19 protein-coding genes and 2 rRNA genes are annotated in these 19199 nt (G+C 72.4%); all 21 read left to right on the forward strand.

The genetic code is table 11. The features are described 5' to 3' along the window. A 23S ribosomal RNA gene (locus V6R91_RS15145) occupies window positions 1-182 on the forward strand; the annotation flags it as partial. A gap of 108 nt (window positions 183-290) precedes the next feature. Continuing rightward, a 5S ribosomal RNA gene (rrf, locus tag V6R91_RS15150) occupies window positions 291-407 on the forward strand. 190 nt (window positions 408-597) lie between these two features. Continuing rightward, window positions 598-1212, forward strand: a complete 615-nt coding sequence (locus tag V6R91_RS15155; protein ID WP_336395948.1) for a hypothetical protein — start codon at window positions 598-600, stop codon at window positions 1210-1212. Window positions 1213-1250: 38 nt separating this feature from the next. Further along, a complete protein-coding gene (locus tag V6R91_RS15160) occupies window positions 1251-1970 on the forward strand; it encodes a hypothetical protein (protein ID WP_336395949.1) in 720 nt (239 codons plus the stop codon). Beyond that, entirely contained in the window at window positions 1967-2998 is a 1032-nt protein-coding gene (locus V6R91_RS15165; RefSeq protein WP_067243661.1) for an HAD-IIA family hydrolase, read from the forward strand. Before V6R91_RS15160 ends, V6R91_RS15165 begins: the two co-directional genes overlap by 4 nt. Window positions 2999-3060: 62 nt before the next feature. Further along, window positions 3061-3249: a hypothetical protein gene (locus tag V6R91_RS15170; protein WP_067243663.1), complete on the forward strand. Its 189-nt coding sequence runs from the start codon at window positions 3061-3063 to the stop codon at window positions 3247-3249. After that, window positions 3246-4046: a TlyA family RNA methyltransferase gene (locus V6R91_RS15175; protein ID WP_231820497.1), complete on the forward strand. Its 801-nt coding sequence runs from the start codon at window positions 3246-3248 to the stop codon at window positions 4044-4046. The genes V6R91_RS15170 and V6R91_RS15175 overlap by 4 nt, the downstream gene beginning before the upstream one ends. A gap of 100 nt (window positions 4047-4146) precedes the next feature. Beyond that, entirely contained in the window at window positions 4147-5055 is a 909-nt protein-coding gene (locus V6R91_RS15180; protein ID WP_231820498.1) for an NAD kinase, read from the forward strand. Next, window positions 5052-6734 carry a DNA repair protein RecN gene (recN, locus tag V6R91_RS15185; protein WP_336396361.1) on the forward strand — a complete coding sequence of 561 codons (1683 nt, stop codon included), beginning with the start codon at window positions 5052-5054 and terminating at the stop codon, window positions 6732-6734. Before V6R91_RS15180 ends, recN begins: the two co-directional genes overlap by 4 nt. 82 nt (window positions 6735-6816) lie before the next feature. After that, entirely contained in the window at window positions 6817-7737 is a 921-nt protein-coding gene (locus tag V6R91_RS15190; protein ID WP_336395950.1) for a PfkB family carbohydrate kinase, read from the forward strand. Between the two features lie 17 nt (window positions 7738-7754). Beyond that, window positions 7755-9458, forward strand: coding sequence for a CTP synthase (locus V6R91_RS15195; RefSeq protein WP_336396362.1), 1704 nt, complete (start codon window positions 7755-7757; stop codon window positions 9456-9458). Window positions 9459-9462: 4 nt separating this feature from the next. Next, on the forward strand, window positions 9463-10080 hold the full coding sequence (locus V6R91_RS15200) for an NUDIX hydrolase (protein WP_336395951.1): 618 nt from the start codon (window positions 9463-9465) through the stop codon (window positions 10078-10080). 1 nt (window position 10081) lies between these two features. Further along, a complete protein-coding gene (xerD, locus tag V6R91_RS15205; RefSeq protein ID WP_336395952.1) occupies window positions 10082-10984 on the forward strand; it encodes a site-specific tyrosine recombinase XerD in 903 nt (300 codons plus the stop codon). A 78-nt stretch (window positions 10985-11062) separates the two neighbouring features. Then, window positions 11063-11926 carry a ParA family protein gene (locus tag V6R91_RS15210; protein WP_157517908.1) on the forward strand — a complete coding sequence of 288 codons (864 nt, stop codon included), beginning with the start codon at window positions 11063-11065 and terminating at the stop codon, window positions 11924-11926. A 40-nt stretch (window positions 11927-11966) separates the two neighbouring features. Then, window positions 11967-12782, forward strand: a complete 816-nt coding sequence (locus V6R91_RS15215) for a segregation and condensation protein A (protein WP_336396363.1) — start codon at window positions 11967-11969, stop codon at window positions 12780-12782. 67 nt (window positions 12783-12849) lie between these two features. Then, window positions 12850-13470, forward strand: coding sequence for an SMC-Scp complex subunit ScpB (scpB, locus tag V6R91_RS15220; protein WP_336396364.1), 621 nt, complete (start codon window positions 12850-12852; stop codon window positions 13468-13470). Continuing rightward, on the forward strand, window positions 13470-14309 hold the full coding sequence (locus V6R91_RS15225; protein ID WP_336395953.1) for a pseudouridine synthase: 840 nt from the start codon (window positions 13470-13472) through the stop codon (window positions 14307-14309). Before scpB ends, V6R91_RS15225 begins: the two co-directional genes overlap by 1 nt. Before the next feature lie 4 nt (window positions 14310-14313). Then, window positions 14314-15417, forward strand: a complete 1104-nt coding sequence (locus tag V6R91_RS15230; protein WP_336395954.1) for a prephenate dehydrogenase — start codon at window positions 14314-14316, stop codon at window positions 15415-15417. After that, on the forward strand, window positions 15410-16117 hold the full coding sequence (cmk, locus tag V6R91_RS15235) for a (d)CMP kinase (protein ID WP_219086324.1): 708 nt from the start codon (window positions 15410-15412) through the stop codon (window positions 16115-16117). The genes V6R91_RS15230 and cmk overlap by 8 nt, the downstream gene beginning before the upstream one ends. After that, window positions 16110-17648 carry a ribosome biogenesis GTPase Der gene (gene der / locus V6R91_RS15240; protein WP_067243686.1) on the forward strand — a complete coding sequence of 513 codons (1539 nt, stop codon included), beginning with the start codon at window positions 16110-16112 and terminating at the stop codon, window positions 17646-17648. The genes cmk and der overlap by 8 nt, the downstream gene beginning before the upstream one ends. Before the next feature lie 132 nt (window positions 17649-17780). Then, on the forward strand, window positions 17781-18848 hold the full coding sequence (locus V6R91_RS15245; RefSeq protein WP_336395955.1) for a Glu/Leu/Phe/Val dehydrogenase family protein: 1068 nt from the start codon (window positions 17781-17783) through the stop codon (window positions 18846-18848). The last annotated feature ends 351 nt before the right edge of the window (window positions 18849-19199 follow it).

A 19199-nucleotide genomic window follows, 5' to 3' on the forward strand; every position in this document is an offset into this window, starting at 1 on the left:
GGTTAGCTACGTTCGGGATGGATAACCGCTGAAAGCATCTAAGCGGGAAGCCGGCCTCAAGATGAGACTTCCATACCTTCGGGTGAGAGGCTCCCAGCTAGACTACTGGGTTGATAGGCCAGATGTGGAAGCACGGTAACGTGTGTAGCTGACTGGTACTAATAAGCCGATGACTTGATAACACACCGTTCTAGGTGTTCGCGTCCACTGAGTGGTTCTCGATGTACGGTCGAGAACCCCAACAACATGACTCGTCATGTTCTTGGTTTTGATTGAAACATCAATAGTGTTTCGGCGGCCATAGCGTGAGGGAAACGCCCGGTTACATTCCGAACCCGGAAGCTAAGCCTCACAGCGCCGATGGTACTGCAGGGGGGACCCTGTGGGAGAGTAGGACACCGCCGGACTCCTTTTAGACGAAAGAGGCCACCCAACGCAGGGTGGCCTCTTTCGCGTTAACAGGACCACCGTGAGAGGATCGCGCCATGCCGGAAGAAGAAGACCGCCGTTCGGCGTCCCGAGACGCATCGCAGCGGCCCAGCCGCCGCTTCGTCGACGGTGAGTCCCGACGCGGGTTCCGCGCTCCTCGGGATCACGGTGACCGACCTGCCGAGCGACCGCGCCCGGCGGGGAACGAACGCGGTACGCGCTCTGATTCCTCCTCCCGGGCGAATGCGCCTCGTCGTGAGGGTGATCGCCGTGAGGGCGGATTTCAGCGTCGGGATGGTGCGCCTCGTCGTGAGGGCGATCGCCGTGAGGGCGGGTACCAGCGTCGGGACGGTGCGCCTCGTCGTGAGGGCGGATATCAGCGTCGGGACGGTGCGCCTCGTCGTGAGGGCGATCGCCGTGAGGGCGGGTACCAGCGTCGCGAGGGTGCGCCTCGTCGTGAGGGCGATCGCCGTGAGGGCGGGTACCAGCGTCGCGAGGGTGCGCCTCGTCGTGAGGGCGATCGCCGTGAGGGCGGGTACCAGCGTCGGGACGGTGCGCCGCGTCGTGACGGTGCGCCTCGTCGTGAGGGCGACCGCCGAGACGGCGGCTTCTCGCGTCGCGACGGCGGGCACTCGCGCCGGGACGGTGACCGCACGCCGTATCGTTCCGAGCGGCCTCGGCGGGACCTGCGCGCTGCCGATCGGCCGCGGGACCCGGAGCTTCCCGACGAGGTCACCGCGAAGGATCTGCACCCGTCTGCGCGCAACGAGCTCAAGACCCTGAGCAAGGAGAACGCGGACGCCGTCGCCCGGCATCTGGCGATGTCGGCGATGCTGATCGACGAGGATCCCGCGCGCGCGCACGAGCACGCCCTGGCGGCGTCGCGTCGCGCGGGCCGGGTCGCCGTCGTCCGGGAGTCCGTCGCGATCACCGCCTACGCCGTGGGCGATTTCGCGCTGGCGCTGCGGGAGCTGCGCACGTACCGCCGCATCTCCGGTCGCGACGACCAGATCGCGCTGATCGTGGACAGCGAGCGCGGGATGGGGCGTCCGGACCGTGCCCTGGAGGAGGGGCGGTCAGTGGACCGCGCCGCGCTGCCGACACCGGCGCGTGTCTCTCTGGCGATCGCGATGTCGGGCGCGCGCCTGGACCGCGGTGAGACGGAACTCGCTCTCGGCGAGCTCGAGATCCCCGAGCTCGACCCCGACCGGGCCTTCGAGTGGAGCCCTGCGCTCTTCAGCGCACGGGCTGCGGTCCTCGAAGACCTCGGGCGCCACGAGGAGGCGGCCTTCTGGCAGCAGCGCGCCGACGTCGCTGCCGAGGCGCTCGGCCACGGCACCGACGACGAGCTGCTCATCGAGGACGCCCTCGTCGAGGACGCCGACGACGTCGATGGCGCGGAGGACGCGTCTCCTTCCGAGCCGGCCGAGCCGTCCGAGCCGGCCGAGCCAACTGAGCCTGCCGTGTCCACTGAGCCGGGTGAGCCTGCTGCGCCCACGGAGCCGGCTGAGTCCGCCGAGCCCGGCGAGTCCTCGCTGTGAGTCTGTTCGGCCGATCCCGGCGATCGCCGCTGACGGACGTGGATGTGGTCCTCGCCGACCTGGACGGGGTCGTCTACGCAGGACCCGGGGCGATTCCGCACGCGGTGGAGAGCCTCCGCGAGGTGGAGCGCACGCGCCGGATGGGGTACATCACGAACAACGCCTCGCGGACGGACGCCTCGGTCGCCGCGCACCTCACGTCCCTCGGGCTGCGCGTGTCCGCCGACGAGGTCGTGACGAGTCCCCAGGCGGCGATGCGTCTGCTCTCGACGATGGTGCCGGCGGGGGAGACGATCCTCGTGGTCGGCGGGGAAGGCCTCGTCGTCGAGGCGGAGAAGGCCGGCTACCGGGTCACGCGCAGCGCCGAGGACGCACCGCGCGCGGTGGTCCAGGGCTTCGCGCCCGAGGTGGGCTGGACGGATCTCGCCGAGGCCGCGTTCGCGCTCTCGCTCCCCGAGGAGGAGGGCGGCATCCCCTGGATCGCGACGAACACGGACTGGACCATCCCGCAGGCGCGGGGCATCGCTCCGGGCAACGGCACGCTCGTGTCCGCCGTGCACACCGCCGTCGGCCGCCTCGCTACCGTGGCGGGCAAGCCCGAGACGCCGATCTTCGAGGAAGCGGTCGCCCGGTTCGGCGCGACGAGCCCCCTGTTCCTGGGCGACCGGATGGACACCGACATCCTCGGCGCCAACCGGGCGGGGATCCCCTCGGCTCTGGTCCTCACGGGGATCGACCGGCCAAAGCATGTCCTCGCCGCGTCGGAGGGATCCCGCCCGACCTACCTGCTGAGTGATCTGCGAGAGCTTCACGAGCCGTACCCGGAGACCGTCGTGAAGGGCGACGTGACCTCCGTCCGCGACGCGGCGGTCCGCATCGACGGTCCCGACATCACCATCCTCCGGGAGGGGGACCGCCCCATCGACCTGCTGCGCGCCGGGGCGGCTGCGATCTGGGCGACGGGTCGTCAGATCTTCGGCTTCCGGGTGCCCGAGCGCCTGTACGCGGACCCGTTCCACCGGCCGTAGCGATTCCGGTTCCTCCGGCGTCGCTCTGCGGTCGCGCGGGGCGCCGCGTCTAGGCTGGATCCGTGAGCGACGAGAGCAGCGCGGAGCCCGCCGACGGGCTGTGGAGCAGACTGCGGCTGATCGAGGGACAGCCGCTGCAGAGTCGCGCCGAGGCGTATTCGGCTCTGCACGACGAGCTCTCCCGGCGCCTGGAGAGCGCTCCTCGCGACGACCAGGGCTCCCGTGCGCGGGACGCGTCCGAGCCCGGATGACCATGCGGTTGGACGCCGCCCTCGCCGCGCGGGGGCTCGCTCGGTCGCGCAGCCACGCGGCGACGCTCATCGCCGACGGCCTGGTGCGGGTCGACGGGAAGCCGGTCGTGAAGGCATCGACCCGGATCGAGGACGACGCCGACCTCGCCGTCGCGGAGGCCGATCACTACGTCGGACGCGCCGCGCACAAACTGATCGCGGCGCTCGACGGATTCGGCATCCCGGTCGACGGGCGCCTGGCGCTCGACATGGGCGCATCCACCGGGGGCTTCACGCAGGTCCTCCGCGAGCGCGGGGCCCGACGCGTCCTCGCCGTTGACGTCGGTCACGGACAGCTCGCTCCGGCGGTCGCCGCGGATCCCGGCGTCGCGGCCGTCGAGGGATACAACGTGCGGCACATGACCGCGGAGAGCCTGGCCGCGGCGACGGGCGAGCCGGACGCGCCCGATCTCATCGTCGGCGACCTCTCGTTCATCTCCCTGGAACTGGTGCTCCCGGCCGTCGCCACGGTCGCGCCCGAGGGCGCCGACGTCATCCTCCTCGTCAAACCGCAGTTCGAGGTCGGCCGGACCGCCGTGCGCGGCGGACTGGTCACCGACCCCGCGACCCGTGCGGACGCCGTGGCACGGGTCCTGTGGTCCGCGTGGGACCAGGGGTTCGGCGTGCTCGGGATCCTGCCCTCGCCGATCCTGGGCACGCACGGCAACGCGGAGTACCTGGCGCACCTCGCGCCCGGCCGCGGGACCAATCCGACAGAATGGTTGAGCACGATCGATCGGATCGCAGGAGGACGATGAACGAGCGCAGCCACGCGACGGCGCGGAACGCCGGACACGGCGTCCCCGGCCGCCGGACCGCCGCCCCCTCGGCCGCCGACACCCGCGCGAGGGGGACTCGATGACGGAGCGCACGATCCTCGTCGTCGCCCACGCCCACCGCGACGACACCGTCGAGGCGGCGCGTCGCGTCATCGCCGCGCTGCGCGCGGCCGGTGCTCGTCCTGTGCTGTCCGCGGACGATCGGGTCGACCTCGCCGCGGTGGACCCGGCCTTCGCCGAGGTCCCCGTCCTGGGCGCCGACGCCTCCGAGCAGGAGCTCGAGCTGGCGATCGTGCTCGGCGGCGACGGGACGATCCTGCGTGCGGCCGAGCTCGTCCGTCCCGGATCCGCCCCTGTCCTCGGCATCAACATGGGGCACGTCGGCTTCCTCGCCGAGATCGAGCGCGACGACATGGACGCCGCCGTCGCCCGCATCATCGACCGGGACTACGACGTCGAGGAGCGCATGGCCCTGTCCGTCCGGGTGAAGGACGCGGCGGGCGCCGTCGTCTACGAGACCTGGGCGCTGAACGAGGCCACGGTCGAGAAGGCCAGCCGGGAGCGGATGATCGAGGTCGTCCTGGAGATCGACGGACGACCGCTGTCCACCTTCGGGTGCGACGGGATGGTCGTGTCGACGCCCACGGGCTCGACCGCATACAACTTCTCCGCCGGAGGGCCGGTGATCTGGCCGGGGGTGGAGGCCATCGCCGTCGTGCCGTTGTCGGCGCACGCCCTGTTCGCGCGCCCGCTCGTCGTCGCGCCCGACGCGCCCATCGCGATCGAGCTTCTGGAGCGTACGGACGGCACCGGGATCCTCTGGTGCGACGGACGCCGCTCGCACGAGCTCCCTCCCGGGGCGCGGGTGATCGTCCGCCGCTCGTCCCGTCCGGTGCGTCTGGCCCGGCTTCACCCGAGCGCGTTCACGGACCGGCTGGTGCGGAAGTTCCAGCTCCCCGTCGAGGGATGGCGGGGGGCGGCGTCGTGATCGAGGAGATGCGTCTGCGCGATCTCGGGGTGATCGCCGAGGCCGTGCTGCCGATCGGTCCGGGCTTCACGGCGATCACCGGTGAGACCGGCGCGGGCAAGACCATGGTGGTGACCGGGCTCGGGCTCCTGCTCGGCGCTCGCGCCGACTCCGGCGCCGTCCGAGCGGGGGCGTCCCAGGCGTCCGTGGCCGGCGTCTGGGTCGTGCCGAACACCGGCCGCGTGGCCGAGACGGTCGCCGACGCCGGCGGAGAGCTGGAGCCGCTCGACGATCGGCGCGGTGAGCTGTATCTCTCCCGAACGCTCACCGCGGAGGGGCGGAGCCGAGCCAGCGTCGGCGGTCGCGCGGCGCCGGCGGGCGTGCTCGCCGACCTCGCCGAGGAGCTGGTCGTGGTCCACGGCCAGTCCGAGCAGCTGCGGCTGCGCTCCGCGGCCGCCCAACGCGACGCGCTCGACCGGTTCGGCGGCTCCGCGATCGCGGAGGCCCGCTCGGCGTATGCGGAGGCATGGGAGCGGTGGCGCGCGCTCGACGCGCAGCTGGAGGAGATCACCGCCAATCGCGAACGACGACAGGCCGAGGCGGAGGACCTGCGCGCCGCGCTGGCGCTCATCGAGGCGACGGACCCGCAGCCGGGGGAGGACGAGGCGCTCACGGAGCGCGCGGAGCGTCTCGCCAATGCGGAGGATCTCCGCCTGGCGGCTTCTCTCGCCCGCGCCGCGTTGTCCGACGAGGAGGGCGAGAACGACATCTCCTCGCTCGCGGCGGAGGCCCGCCGTGCGCTGGAGCGCGCCGCGGACCCCCAGCTCGCCGCGCTCGCCGAGGGGATCGCGGAGCTCGGGTACCGGGCGACGGACATCGCCGGCCAGCTCTCCGCCTACCTCGCCGATCTCGACGAGTCGGGTCCGCACGAGCTCGCCGCGGTGGAGGAGCGACGGGCGGCGCTGGGCGCCCTGATCCGCGCGCACGGATCACTGGATGCGGCGCTCGAGCTCTGGAACACCGGATCGGCGCGCCTGGCCGAGCTGGACGACGACGGCGAGCGCGTCGAGCGCCTGACGACGGAGCGCGACGAGGCGCGCGCGGCCCTGGACGAGGCCGCGACCGTGCTCACCCGGCGGCGGACCGACGCCGCCGAGCGACTGGGCGCCGCGGTGACCGAGGAGCTGCACGCCCTGGCCATGCCCGACGCCCGTCTGGAGGTGTCCGTCTCGCCCGGGTCCGAGAGCGCCCACGGGCGGGACGACGTCGCCATCCTGCTCGCGCCGCACCCGGGGGCCGAGCCCCGCTCCGTCTCGCGCGGCGCGTCCGGCGGCGAACTGTCGCGGGTGATGCTCGCCATCGAGGTCGTCATCTCGGCGACCGATCCCGTGCCGACCTTCGTGTTCGACGAGGTCGACGCCGGCATCGGAGGCGCCGCGGCGATCGAAGTCGGGCGCCGCCTGGCGCGTCTGGCCCGCACGTCCCAGGTGATCGCGGTCACCCACCTCGCCCAGGTCGCGGCGTTCGCCAGCAACCACCTCACGGTCGTGAAATCGAACGACGGACAGGTCACCGCCTCGAGCGTGCGACGGCTGGAGGGCGCGGAGCGGGAAGCGGAGATGGCGCGCCTGCTGTCGGGACTGGCCGACTCCGACGCCGCGCTGGAGCACGCGCGGGAGCTTCTCGCCCTCGCCGACTGAGCCTCCGCGTCCCGGGTCGCCGGCGTTCCTCGCGGAGCGCCGGGGGGATAGCGTGGGCACACCGAGACGAGGAGGATCCGCGATGCGCGGGACAGCGGTGATCGGCGAGGCGCTCGTCGACGTTGTGGGCGGCGAGGAGCATCCCGGGGGTTCGCCGATGAATGTCGCGGTCGGCCTGGCCCGGCTCGGCGAGCCGGTGGTGCTGCACACCCTGCTGGGCGCCGACGCGCGGGGGGACCGGATCCGGGACCACCTCGACCGTGCCGGCGTCGTGCTGGGGCCGGAGTCGTCGGGCGACGGCGCGACGTGGACGGCCACGGCGACGCTCGACGACGAGGGGCGCGCGAGCTATCGGTTCGCGCTCGACGGCGTCATCCCCGTGCCCGCTCTCGACGGGCTGCGTCTCGCCCACGCCGGATCCATCGGCGCGCTGAGGGCGCAGGAGGCGGGCGCGGTGCGCGCGGCGTTCCAGGGCGCCGACGCGGCGACCCTGCGCAGCCTCGACCCGAACATCCGCGCCGACGTCATGGGGGAGCAGGTGAGGGAGCGCATGCTCGCCTTGGCTTCCGCGTGCCACGTCGTGAAGCTCAGCGACGAGGACGCCCTCAGCCTCTTCCCGGGAGCGACCGTGCGCGAGGCCGCCGACCGGATCGCGGAGGCAGGGGCCCGGCTCGTCGTGGTGACGCGGGGCGGAGAAGGTTGCGCGGCGCTCGCCGACGGCGTCTGGTCCGAGCGCCGGGCCGCGCCCGCGACCGTGGTCGACACGATCGGTGCGGGGGACGCGTTCATGTCGGGGCTGCTGTTCGCTCTCCTCCGGGACGGCACGGACCGCCTGCTGGTCGACGGCTCCGCCCTTCCGGCGGCCGCGGTGGAATCCGCCCTCGCGACGGCGTCGGCCAGCGCCTCCATCGCCGTGTCCCGCGCCGGGGCGAACCCGCCCGACGCGGCGGAGCTCGACGCCGCGCTCGGAGCGTCGCTCGGTGACGCCACGGAGACGGGCTGATAGGATCGAAGTCCGTGATGCAGACTTCAGGCGCGCGGGCAGCGGACGACACCAACCGGACTCCTTTCACCACGAAGCACATCTTCGTGACGGGCGGTGTCGTTTCTTCGTTGGGCAAGGGACTCACCGCGGCGAGCCTGGGGAACCTCCTCACGGCGCGCGGACTGCGCGTGGTCATGCAGAAGCTGGATCCGTACCTGAACGTCGATCCCGGCACCATGAACCCCTTCCAGCACGGCGAGGTGTTCGTGACCGACGACGGGGCCGAGACCGACCTCGACATCGGGCACTACGAGCGCTTCCTGGACATCGAGCTGAGCCAGGCCGCCAACGTCACGACCGGCCAGATCTACTCCCAGGTGATCGCCAAGGAGCGGCGCGGCGAGTACCTCGGCGACACCGTGCAGGTCATCCCGCACATCACGGACGAGATCAAGCGGCGCATGCGCCTGCAGGCGGACGAGACGCCGCAGCCGGACGTCATCATCACGGAGATCGGCGGCACCGTCGGCGACATCGAGTCGCAGCCGTTCATCGAGTCGGCCCGGCAGATCCGCCACGAGCTCGGCCGCAAGAACGTCTTCTTCGTGCACGTCTCGCTCGTGCCGTTCATGGGGGCGTCCGGGGAGCAGAAGACCAAGCCGACCCAGCACTCCGTCGCGGCCCTGCGCTCCATCGGCATCCAGCCGGACGCCCTGGTGCTGCGCAGCGACCGGCCCGTCACCGAGTCCAACAAGCGCAAGATCGCCCTGATGTGCGACGTGGACGAGGATGCGGTCGTCAACGCCGTGGACGTCCCGAGCATCTACGACATCCCGACGATGCTGCACGATCAGGGCCTGGACGACTACATCGTCGAGGCGCTGGGCATGGAGCGCGCGGCGGACGTGGACTGGTCCCGCTGGCAGAAGGTCCTCCAGGCCGTGCACAACCCGAAGCACGAGGTGACGATCGGCCTCGTCGGCAAGTACATCGATCTGCCGGACGCCTACCTCTCGGTCACCGAGGCGCTCAAGGCGGGCGGCTTCGCGCACGAGGTCGCGGTGAAGATCCGCTGGATCCCCTCGGACTCCTGCGAGACCCCCGAGGGCGCGGCCAAGGCGCTGGCCGACGTGGACGGCATCTGCGTGCCCGGCGGCTTCGGCATCCGCGGCATCGAGGGCAAGCTCGGCGCGCTGCGCTTCGCCCGCGAGCAGGGCATCCCCGCGCTCGGGCTGTGCCTGGGTCTGCAGTGCATGGTGATCGAGTACGCGCGACACGTCGCGGGGATCGAGGGCGCGTCCTCGAGCGAGTTCGACCCGGAGACCCCGGAGCCGGTGATCGCGACGATGGCCGAGCAGATCGAGATCCTCGACGGCGGGGACCTCGGCGGGACCATGCGTCTGGGCCTCTACAAGGCAGCGCTCGGCGAGGGCACCCTCGCGGCGGAGCTGTACGGTGCCGACGAGGCCTCCGAGCGCCACCGCCACCGGTACGAGGTGAACAACGCCTACCGCGACCGGCTGGCCGAGGCCGGGCTGGTGTTCTCGGGCCTGAACCCGGAGCTGGACCTGGTCGAGTACGTCGAGCTGCCGCGGGACGTGCACCCGTTCTACATCGCCACGCAGGCGCACCCTGAGCTGCGGTCGCGCCCGACCGCCCCGCACCCCCTGTTCCGGGGGCTCGTCGGCGCCGCGATCGAGCGTCACCGCGCGAGCGAGCTGTTCGACGACGAGGCCTGAGGCCATGACCGAGCCCCGGACGGACCCGTCGGGCACGGCGGAGGTCTCGGACCTGCGCGACGAGCCGTTCCGCCCCGAGGTGGTCTCCAGCGAGGAGGTCTACCGCGGGGCGGTCTGGAGCATCCGCGAGGACCGTGTCCGCTACGGCGACGGCGAGATCGTGCGACAGTACACGGACCACACCGGCGCCGTGGCGGTCGTCGCGCTGGATGATGAGGGCCGGGTCCTGCTGATCCAGCAGTACCGGCACCCGATCCGGCACCGCGACTGGGAGCTTCCGGCGGGGCTGCTCGACGTGGAGGGCGAGGATCCGCTGGCCGCCGCGCGTCGCGAGCTCGCCGAGGAAGCGGACCTGGTCGCCTCCGGCTGGGAGCCGCTCGTGAGCACGTTCGTCACGCCCGGCGGCAGCGACGAGGTGATCCACCTGTTCCTGGCGACGGAGCTCTCCGCGGCGCCGCATCCGCACCCCCGCGAGGACGAGGAGGCCGACATCCGTCTCGCCTGGGTGCCGCTGGCGGGGGCGGCCGACGCCGTGCTCGAGGGGCGGTTCCGCAACGCGATCCTCGCCGTCGGCGTGCTGGCGGCCGAGCGTCGGGTCCGGAGCGGGGACGAACGGCGCTGACGTGCAGGTGGACCGTGCTCTGGACGCGTACCTGCGGCATGTGACGGTCGAGCGCGGGCTCGCCGCGCACACCCTCGCCGCGTACCGCCGCGACCTCGGCGGCTACGTGTCGTGGCTGACCGCGCAGGGGATCTCCGACACGGACGACATCGACCCGGCCGCGGTGGGACGGTTCGTCGCCGACCGTGCGGCGGCGGATCCGCCGCCGGCGGCCAGCAGCCTCGCCCGTCTCCAGTCCTCGCTGCGCGGCTGGCACCGCTTCCTGGCGCGGGAGGGGATCGCGACGGACGACCCGGCGGCGCGGCTGCGGCCGCCGAAACTGGGCCGCCGCCTCCCCAAGGCCCTGACGATCGACCAGGTCGAGCGCCTCCTGGCCGCGCCGTCGGCGGACGAGCCCCTGGGGATCCGAGACCGGGCCCTGCTCGAGCTGCTCTATGCGACCGGCGCCCGCGTCTCGGAGGCCACCGCGCTCGACGTGGACGACCTCTCGCACGGCGAGGTGCTGCGCCTGCGGGGCAAGGGGTCCAAGGAGCGGATCGTTCCGGTGGGCTCCTACGCCCGGCGGGCCGTGGACGCCTACCTCACCCGCGTCCGTCCCGCCCTGGCGGCGCACGGGCGGGCCTCGGCGCGCCTGTTCCTCGGCGCGCGCGGGGCTCCACTGTCTCGCCAGAGCGCGTGGCTGATCATCCGCGCGGCCGCCGAGCGCGCGCAGCTGGGCGTCGAGGTCTCGCCGCACACCCTGCGGCACTCGTTCGCCACCCATCTGCTGCAGGGCGGCGCGGACGTGCGCGTCGTGCAGGAGCTCCTCGGGCACGCCTCCGTCGCCACGACGCAGATCTACACGCACGTCTCGGCCGACGCCCTGCGCGACGTGTACATCACCGCGCACCCGCGCGCCCGCTGAGTCCGGCATCGCCGCGCGCCGGGGCCGGGCACGCCCGCCCTGCCGCTACAATCGAGCGAGCACGAGGAAGCAGGAGAACTGGTGGCGAAGACGAAGGACGACACACCGATCGGACCGACCGGGCGTCCCTATCAGGGGTTCGCCATCCCCAAGCCGCTCGCCTCGCACGGGCCTGCCCGCATCATCGCCCTGTGCAACCAGAAGGGTGGGGTGGGGAAGACCACGACGTCGATCAACCTCGCCGCGTCACTCGCGGAGTACGGGCGCAAGGTGCTCGCGGTCGACTTCGACCCGCAGGGCGCGCTGTCGGCGGGCCTGGGGATCGCGACGCACGACATCCCCACGATCTACGACCTCCTGCTGGACACGAAGCGCGACGTCCACGAGGTCATCATCCCGTCCGCCGTCGACGGGCTCGACGTCCTCCCCGCGAACATCGACCTGTCCGCCGCCGAGGTGCACCTCGTCAACGAGGTCGCGCGCGAGACGATCCTCTCCCGGGTGCTCCGTCAGGTCTCGGGGGAGTACGACGTCATCCTCATCGACTGCCAGCCGTCGCTGGGCCTGCTCACGGTGAACGCCCTCACGGCGGCGCACGGCGTGCTGATCCCCCTGGAGTGCGAGTTCTTCGCCCTGCGCGGCGTGGCCTTGCTCATCGAGACCATCGACAAGGTGCGCGACCGGCTGAACCCCTCGATCACGCTCGACGGCCTGCTCGCCACGATGTACGACGCGCGCACGCTCCACTCGCGCGAGGTGCTGGAGCGGGTCGTGGAGGCGTTCGGCGACGACGTTCTGGAGACCGTCATCGGACGCACCGTGAAGTTCCCCGACGCGTCGGTGTCGGGGGTCCCGATCACCGAGTTCGCGCCGGAGCACCCCGCCGCACAGGCGTACCTGCGACTGGCCCGGGAGCTGGTCGCCCGTGGCGCCGTCGCCTGATCCCGAGCAGTCCACCGCCCGGGAGACGGCGCCCGGGCCCGTGCCCGAAGCGGGCGCCCCGGTCGTCGAGACCGGCGAGGGCTTCCGGGTGTCCCTGTCGAACTTCGACGGCCCGTTCGACCTACTGCTGACGCTGATCTCCAAGCACGAGCTCGACATCACCGAGGTGTCGCTGAGCCGCGTCACGGACGAGTTCATCTCGTACCTCCGCGAGCTCGGGCCCGAGGAGGATCTCGACGAGGCCTCGGAGTTCCTCGTCGTGGCCGCGACGCTGTTGGACATGAAGGTCGCCGGACTCCTCCCGCAGGGCGAGCTCGTGGACGCGGAGGCCGTCGCGCTGCTGGAGGCGCGCGACCTCCTGTTCGCCCGGCTGCTGCAGTACCGCGCCTTCAAGGAGGTCTCGGTCTGGTTCGCCCGCAGCCTCCAGTACGAGGACCGTCGGCACGCCCGGGCGGTGCGGCTCGACGAGAAGCACCGCGCGCGCACCCCCGAGCTCGTGTGGACGCTGAGCGCCGACGACTTCGCCGCGCTGGCCCTGCTCGCGTTCGCGCCGAAGGAGATCCCCACGGTCGGGCTGGACCACCTGCACGCGCCGCTGGTGAGCATCCGAGAGCAGGCCGCCATCGTGGTCACCCTGCTGCGCGGCGCCGAGTCGGTGTCGTTCCGGGAGCTGGTGGCCGGCGTCTCCGAGCCGGGGATCGTGGTGGCGCGGTTCCTGTCCGTGCTGGAGCTGTACCGCCACGCGGCGCTGTCCTTCGAGCAGCTCGAGCCCCTGGGCGAGCTGACGCTGCGGTGGTCGGCGGAGAGCTGGTCCGACGAGATGCTGGCGACGCTGGGAGCCGACTATGACCGCTGAGCCCGACCCGACCCCGCCCCGCGTATCCGAGGCGACGCCGTACGCCGACCCGAACCCGAAGGACGACATGACCGAACCCGCGACCGAGGAGCAGGAGCCGCGACCCGCCGGCGCGCCCGTGCCGGCGGTGCCGGAGGGGCCGCTGACCGAGCGGCTGGAAGCGATCCTGCTCATCATCGAGGAGCCGCACAGCCTGGTGTCGCTCGCCGCGGCCGTCGGCGCGCCCGTGCCGGCCGTCCGCCAGGCGATCGAGACGCTCGTGGAGGAGTACGAGGGACGGGGCAAGGGACCGCGCCGCGGGTTCGAGCTGCGCGAGGTCGGCGGCGGCTGGCGTCTGTACGTGCGGGAGGAGTACGACGACCTCGTCGCGGACTTCGTCGGCGGACAGGCCCCCTCCCGGCTCTCGCAGGCGGCGTTGGAGACCCTGGCCGTGATCGCGTACAAGCAGCCGGTCACGCGCAGCCAGGTCGCCTCGATCCGCGCGGTCAACGTCGACTCGGTCGTGCGGACCCTGCTGGCCCGCGGACTCATCACGGAGCTGTTCCAGGACTCCGAGACCGGCGCCATCAACTACGGCACGACGGATGCGCTCCTGCAGAACCTCGGCATCAACTCGCTCGACGAGCTGCCGCCGATCTCCCCGCTGCTGGACGACGGCGCCGACGGCTTCGACGAGAGGACGATCTGATGACCGCGCCCACCGAACGGGACAACGGCGCCGCGCCGACGGGCGAGGGCGTGCGGCTGCAGAAGGTGCTCGCGAACGCGGGCGTCGCGTCGCGCCGGGTGATCGAGCAGTACATCGTCGAGGGACGGATCCGCGTCAACGGCGTGACCGTGACCGAGCTGGGATCCAGGATCGATCCCGAGCACGACAAGGTCGACGTCGACGGCACGGCGGTGCAGCTCGACGCCACCAAGCGGTACGTGATGCTCAACAAGCCCACCGGCGTCGTCAGCTCCATGAAGGACGAGCGCGGGCGCCCCGACCTCCGCCGCTACACGAAGGACTGGCCCGAGCGGCTGTACAACGTCGGCAGGCTCGACGCCGAGACCAGCGGCCTGCTCGTCCTCACCAACGACGGCGAACTGGCGCATGTGCTGGCTCACCCCTCGTTCGGCGTGACGAAGGTGTACATCGCCAAGGTGGAGGGACGGGTGACGCCGCAGACGATCGCGCGTCTCACGCGGGGGATCGAGCTGGAGGACGGCCCGATCGCCGCCGACCGCGCCCGGCTGTTGGACACCTCGTCCGCCTCCCGGTCCCGGGGCGCGGAGAAGGGCGGATCCAGTCTGGTCGAGCTCACGCTGCATTCGGGGCGCAACCGGATCGTGCGGCGGATGATGGCCGCCGTGGGGCATCCGGTGACCGAGCTCGTCCGTCGCCAGTTCGGCCCGCTGCACCTGGGCACGCTCCCGGTGGGGCAGGCGCGGGAACTCAGTAGAATCGAACTCGGCGCGCTGCTGACTCTCGCGCGCCAGGACGCCTCCGCGGAGGACCGATCGGACTCAGACCAGCAGGGGTGACGCAGTGAACGAGACCGTTGCCGTGCGGCTGTCGGGCACGGTCCGCATCGTCGGCGCCGGCCTCCTCGGGGCCAGCATCGGCCACGCGCTGACCGCCAAGGGCGTCGACGTGGCGCTCGCCGACACCTCCCCGGCCCAGCTCCGCCTGGCCGTGGACTACGGCGCAGGGCGACTCGCCGCCGACGACGATCGGCCTGTCCTGGTCGTCGTCGCCGTCCCGCCGGACGTGACGGCGGACGTCGTCCAGGTCGAGCTCGCCCGGTACCCCGACGCCGTGGTCACCGACGTCGCGAGCGTGAAGCTCGAGCCCTATCGGACGCTGCGCGACCGAGGCGTCGACCTCACCCGCTACATCGGCTCGCATCCGCTCGCCGGCCGTGAGCGCGGGGGCGCCATCTCCGCCCGCGCGGACATCTTCATCGGCCGCCCGTGGGTCGTGTGCCGCGACGCCGAGACCCGTCCCGCCGACCTCGCGCTCGTCGAGTCCCTCGCGCTGGAGCTCGGGGCCATGCCCCTGGAGATGACGCCCGAGGAGCACGACAGGGCCGTCGCGCTGACCTCGCACGTGCCGCAGGTCGTCGCCAGCCTCCTCGCCGGGCGTCTCGCCGACGCCGACGACGGCGCGCTGCGCCTCGCCGGGCAGGGGGTGCGCGACACCACCCGCATCGCCGCCTCCGCGCCCGAGCTGTGGGTGCAGATCCTCGGCGCCAACGCCGCCCCGGTCGTGGAGGTGCTGGATGCGCTCGCCGCGGATCTCGCCCAGGTCGCCGACGCGCTGCGGGATCCGGACAGGATGGGCGCCCGTCGCGTCATGGCGGAGGCGATCCGCCACGGCAACGAGGGCGTCGAGCGCCTGCCCGGCAAGCACGGCCAGAACCGGCGCTTCGAACAGTTCGTCGTCATGGTCGACGACACCGCGGGGCAGCTCGGGCGCCTGTTCGGCGAGCTCGGCGAGCTCGGCGTCAACGTGGAGGACCTGCGCCTGGAGCACTCGCCCGGCGCGCAGTTCGGTCTCGCCGAGATCAGCGTCGCTCCGGCGACCCTGCGCGGCGCGATCGAGGGGCTGGAGGCCAGGGGATGGCGGATTGCGAGCACGACCAATGACTGACGCCTCGACGGCTCCGTTCATCATCGCCGTGGACGGCCCGGCCGGATCCGGCAAGTCCAGCGTGTCCAAGGCGGTCGCCCGGCGCCGCGGCTACGGCTACCTCGACACCGGCGCCGCGTATCGCGCGCTCGCCTGGCACGTGCTCGAACGCGGCGCGGACACGGCCGACGAGGCCGCCGTGCTCGCGGCGGCCGCGGACTTCGCGCTGCGTCAGGGGCTCGACGCCGACGATCGGCGGGTGTTCGTCGGGGACGCCGACGTCACCGACGCGATCCGCGAGCCCCGGGTCTCCGGCGCCGTCAGCGGCGTCGCGCGCGTGCTTCCCGTGCGGGCGCAGGTGAACGACATGTTCCGCCGGATCGTGGCCGAGTCCGGGTATCCGGCGGTGGTGGTCGAGGGGCGGGACATCACGACGGTGGTCGCCCCCGACGCACCGGTGCGCATCCTGCTGACCGCCGCCCCCGAGGTGCGGGCGGCCCGCCGGGCGGGCGAGCTCGCGGGCGAGGACGCCGCCGCGGTCGCCGCGGCCCTGCACTCGCGCGATGCCAAGGACAGCGCCGTGGTGGACTTCCTCACCGCAGCGCCCGGGGTCGAGGTGGTGGACTCCACCGCCCTGGACTTCGATCAGACCATCGACGCCGTTCTCGCGGTGATCGACCGACGCGCGTCCGACGTGCAGCGAGGAGCCGACCATGGCTGACGACGACTACGACCCCTCGACCGGCTCCGGGATCGGCGACGACCGTCTCGCGGAGAAGCTGGAGGCGCTGGACGACGAGCTCGTCGAGGCGCGTGCGGCCGCCCTGCGCGCCAGCCTCGACGACTACGAGCTGGACGAGGAGGACACCGGCCTGCTCGCCGGCGTCGAGGTCGGCGAGGACGGCATCGAGTACCTCCCGGCGTTGCCGGTGGTCGCGATCGTCGGTCGTCCGAACGTCGGCAAGTCGGCGCTCGTGAACCGCATCCTCGGCCGTCGCGAGGCCGTGGTGGAGGACACCCCCGGCGTCACGCGCGACCGGGTGACGTACAAGGCCGAGTGGATGGAGCGCCGCTTCTCGCTCGTGGACACGGGCGGCTGGGAGCCGGACGCCAAGGGCATCGACCGCTCCGTCGCCGCGCAGGCGGAGGTGGCGATCGACCTCTCCGACGTCGTGCTGTTCGTCGTCGACGCCATGGTCGGCGCGACCTCGACCGACGAGCACGTCGTGCGCCTGCTGCGCAAGAGCGGCAAGCCGGTGTTCCTCGTCGCCAACAAGATCGACGACGCGCGGCAGGAGCCCGAGGCCGCGGCGCTGTGGAACCTGGGCCTGGGCGAGCCGCACACCGTGTCCGCGATCCACGGCCGCGGCGTGGCCGACCTCCTCGACACGGTGGTGAAGGCGCTCCCGGAGGTCTCCGCCGTCGCCAAGCACGAGATCGGCGGGCCCCGCCGCGTCGCGATCCTCGGCCGGCCGAACGTCGGCAAGTCCTCGCTGCTGAACAAGGCCGCGGGGGAGGAGCGCGTCGTCGTGAACGACCTCGCGGGCACCACCCGGGATCCGGTGGACGAGATCGTCGAGCTCGGCGGGAAGCTCTGGCGCTTCGTCGACACGGCGGGCATCCGCCGGCGCGTCCACCTCCAGCAGGGGGCCGACTTCTACGCGTCGCTGCGGACCTCCGCGGCGTTGGAGAAGAGCGAGGTCGCGGTGGTGGTGCTGGACGTGACCCAGCCCATCAGCGTGCAGGATCTCAACATCATCGACCTGGTGCTGGAATCCGGTCGCGCGCTCGTCCTGGCGTTCAACAAGTGGGATCGCCTCAGCGACGACGACCTGGAGAACCAGGACCGCCGCCGGTACCTGGAGCGTGAGATCGAGAAGGACCTCGCGCACGTCGCCTGGGCGCCGCGCGTGAACATCTCCGCGCGGACCGGACGCCACCTGGACAAGCTCGTCCCGGCGCTGGAGCTGGCGCTGGAGAACTGGGACCGCCGGATCCCGACCGGGAAGTTCAACGCCTTCCTCACCGAGCTCGTGGCCGCCCACCCGCACCCGCTGCGGGGCGGCAAGCAGCCGCGCATCCTGTTCGGCACCCAGGCGTCGACGCGTCCGCCCACCTTCGTCCTCTTCACGACCGGGTTCCTCGACCCGGGCTACCGTCGGTTCATCCAGCGCCGGCTGCGCGAGCTGTACGACTTCGAGGGCACTCCGATCGTCATCAACATGCGGGTCAGGGAGCGCCGCCAGAGGTAGTCCGCGGACCGGTCCGGGGAGGGCGCCGCTCCTCGCCCGGCGTGGGGGCGTGCGGCAGAATGGTCTCGGCCCGCCGCACAGCCGCGGCGGACGCAGAGCACAGCCCACAAGGCTTCGCCGAAAGAGGACCCGATGAACCGTCTGCCCCTGCCCGAATTCGCCCACGAACGCGTGGAGGTGGTGAGCGGCCGGCGAAGCGGGCTGTTCCTCGCCGTTGCCCTGCACTCGTCCGTGCTCGGGTCCGCCCTCGGCGGCGCACGCCTGTGGACCTATCCGCACTGGAGCGACGCCCTCGGCGACGCGCTGCGGTTGTCCGCCGCGATGACGCTGAAGAACGCCGCAGCCGGTCTGGACGCGGGCGGCGGGAAGTCCGTGATCGCCCTGATGCCCGGTGAGGAGCTGGACGCCGGGCGACGCCGGGATGCGTTCCTCGACCTCGGCGACGCCGTGGAGAGCCTCGGCGGCCTGTACCGGACGGCGGAGGACGTCGGCAGCACCACCGACGACATGCTCGTGGTCAGCGAGCGGACTGCGCACGTCGTCGGGCTCCCGGACGCCGTCGGCGGGTCGGGGGAGCCCGCCGGGCCGACGAGCCTGGGCGTCTACTCGTCGCTGCGCGCGGTGCTGGAGCGGATCGCGGGCTCGCCGGACGTGGCCGGACGGCGCATCACCGTGTCGGGACTGGGGCAGGTCGGCGGACGCCTCGCCCGCCGGCTGGCGGCGGAGGGCGCGGTCCTCACCGTCACCGACGTCGTGCCCGCGCGTCGCGAGCTCGCCGAGGACCTGGGCGCGGCCTGGGCGGAGCCGGGCACCGAGCACCTCGTCGACGCGGACGTCTTCGTGCCCGCGGGAATCGGCGGGATCCTCACCGACGAGGTGATCGACGCGCTCACGGCCCGCGCCGTCTGCGGCCCGGCGAACAACCCCCTCGCGGACCACTCCGGCGCCGAGCAGCTCGCCGGACGCGGCATCCTGTACGCGCCCGACTTCGTCGTGAACGCCGGCGGTGTGATCTACCTGGACCTGGAGGCCAAGCGGATCGGGAGCAGCGACGAGATCATGGCGCGCGTCGCGGGCATCGGCGACACCGTGCGGCGGATCCTGGACGACGCGGAGCGTCGCGGGATCACGCCGCTGGCAGCCGCCGAGGAGCTCGCCGCCGCCCGGCTCGCCGGTGGGGTCGCGCAGGCCCAGTCCTGACACCCGTGGTGGGTTTCGGTCGTTGAGCGAGGAGCGGAGCACCGAGACGAAACGCGGTGACCTGATGCGCCTGTTCGGTTCGGGCAGGTCTTCGTGGGTCGGGACGCGGGGCGGGTTTCGGTCGTTGAGCGAGGAGCGGAGCACCGAGACGAAACGCGGTGACCTGATGCGATCGTTCGGTTCGGCGGGTCTCCGTGGGTCGGGACGCGGATCGGGTCTCGGTCGTTGAGCGAGGAGCGGAGCACCGAGACGAAACGCGGTGACCTGATGCGCCCGTTCGGTCCGGGCAGGTCTCCGTGGGTCGGGACGCGGGGCGGGTCTTGGCCGTTGAGCGAGGAGCGGAGCACCGAG

It is taken from the genome of Microbacterium sp. CCNWLW41, from assembly GCF_037083505.1.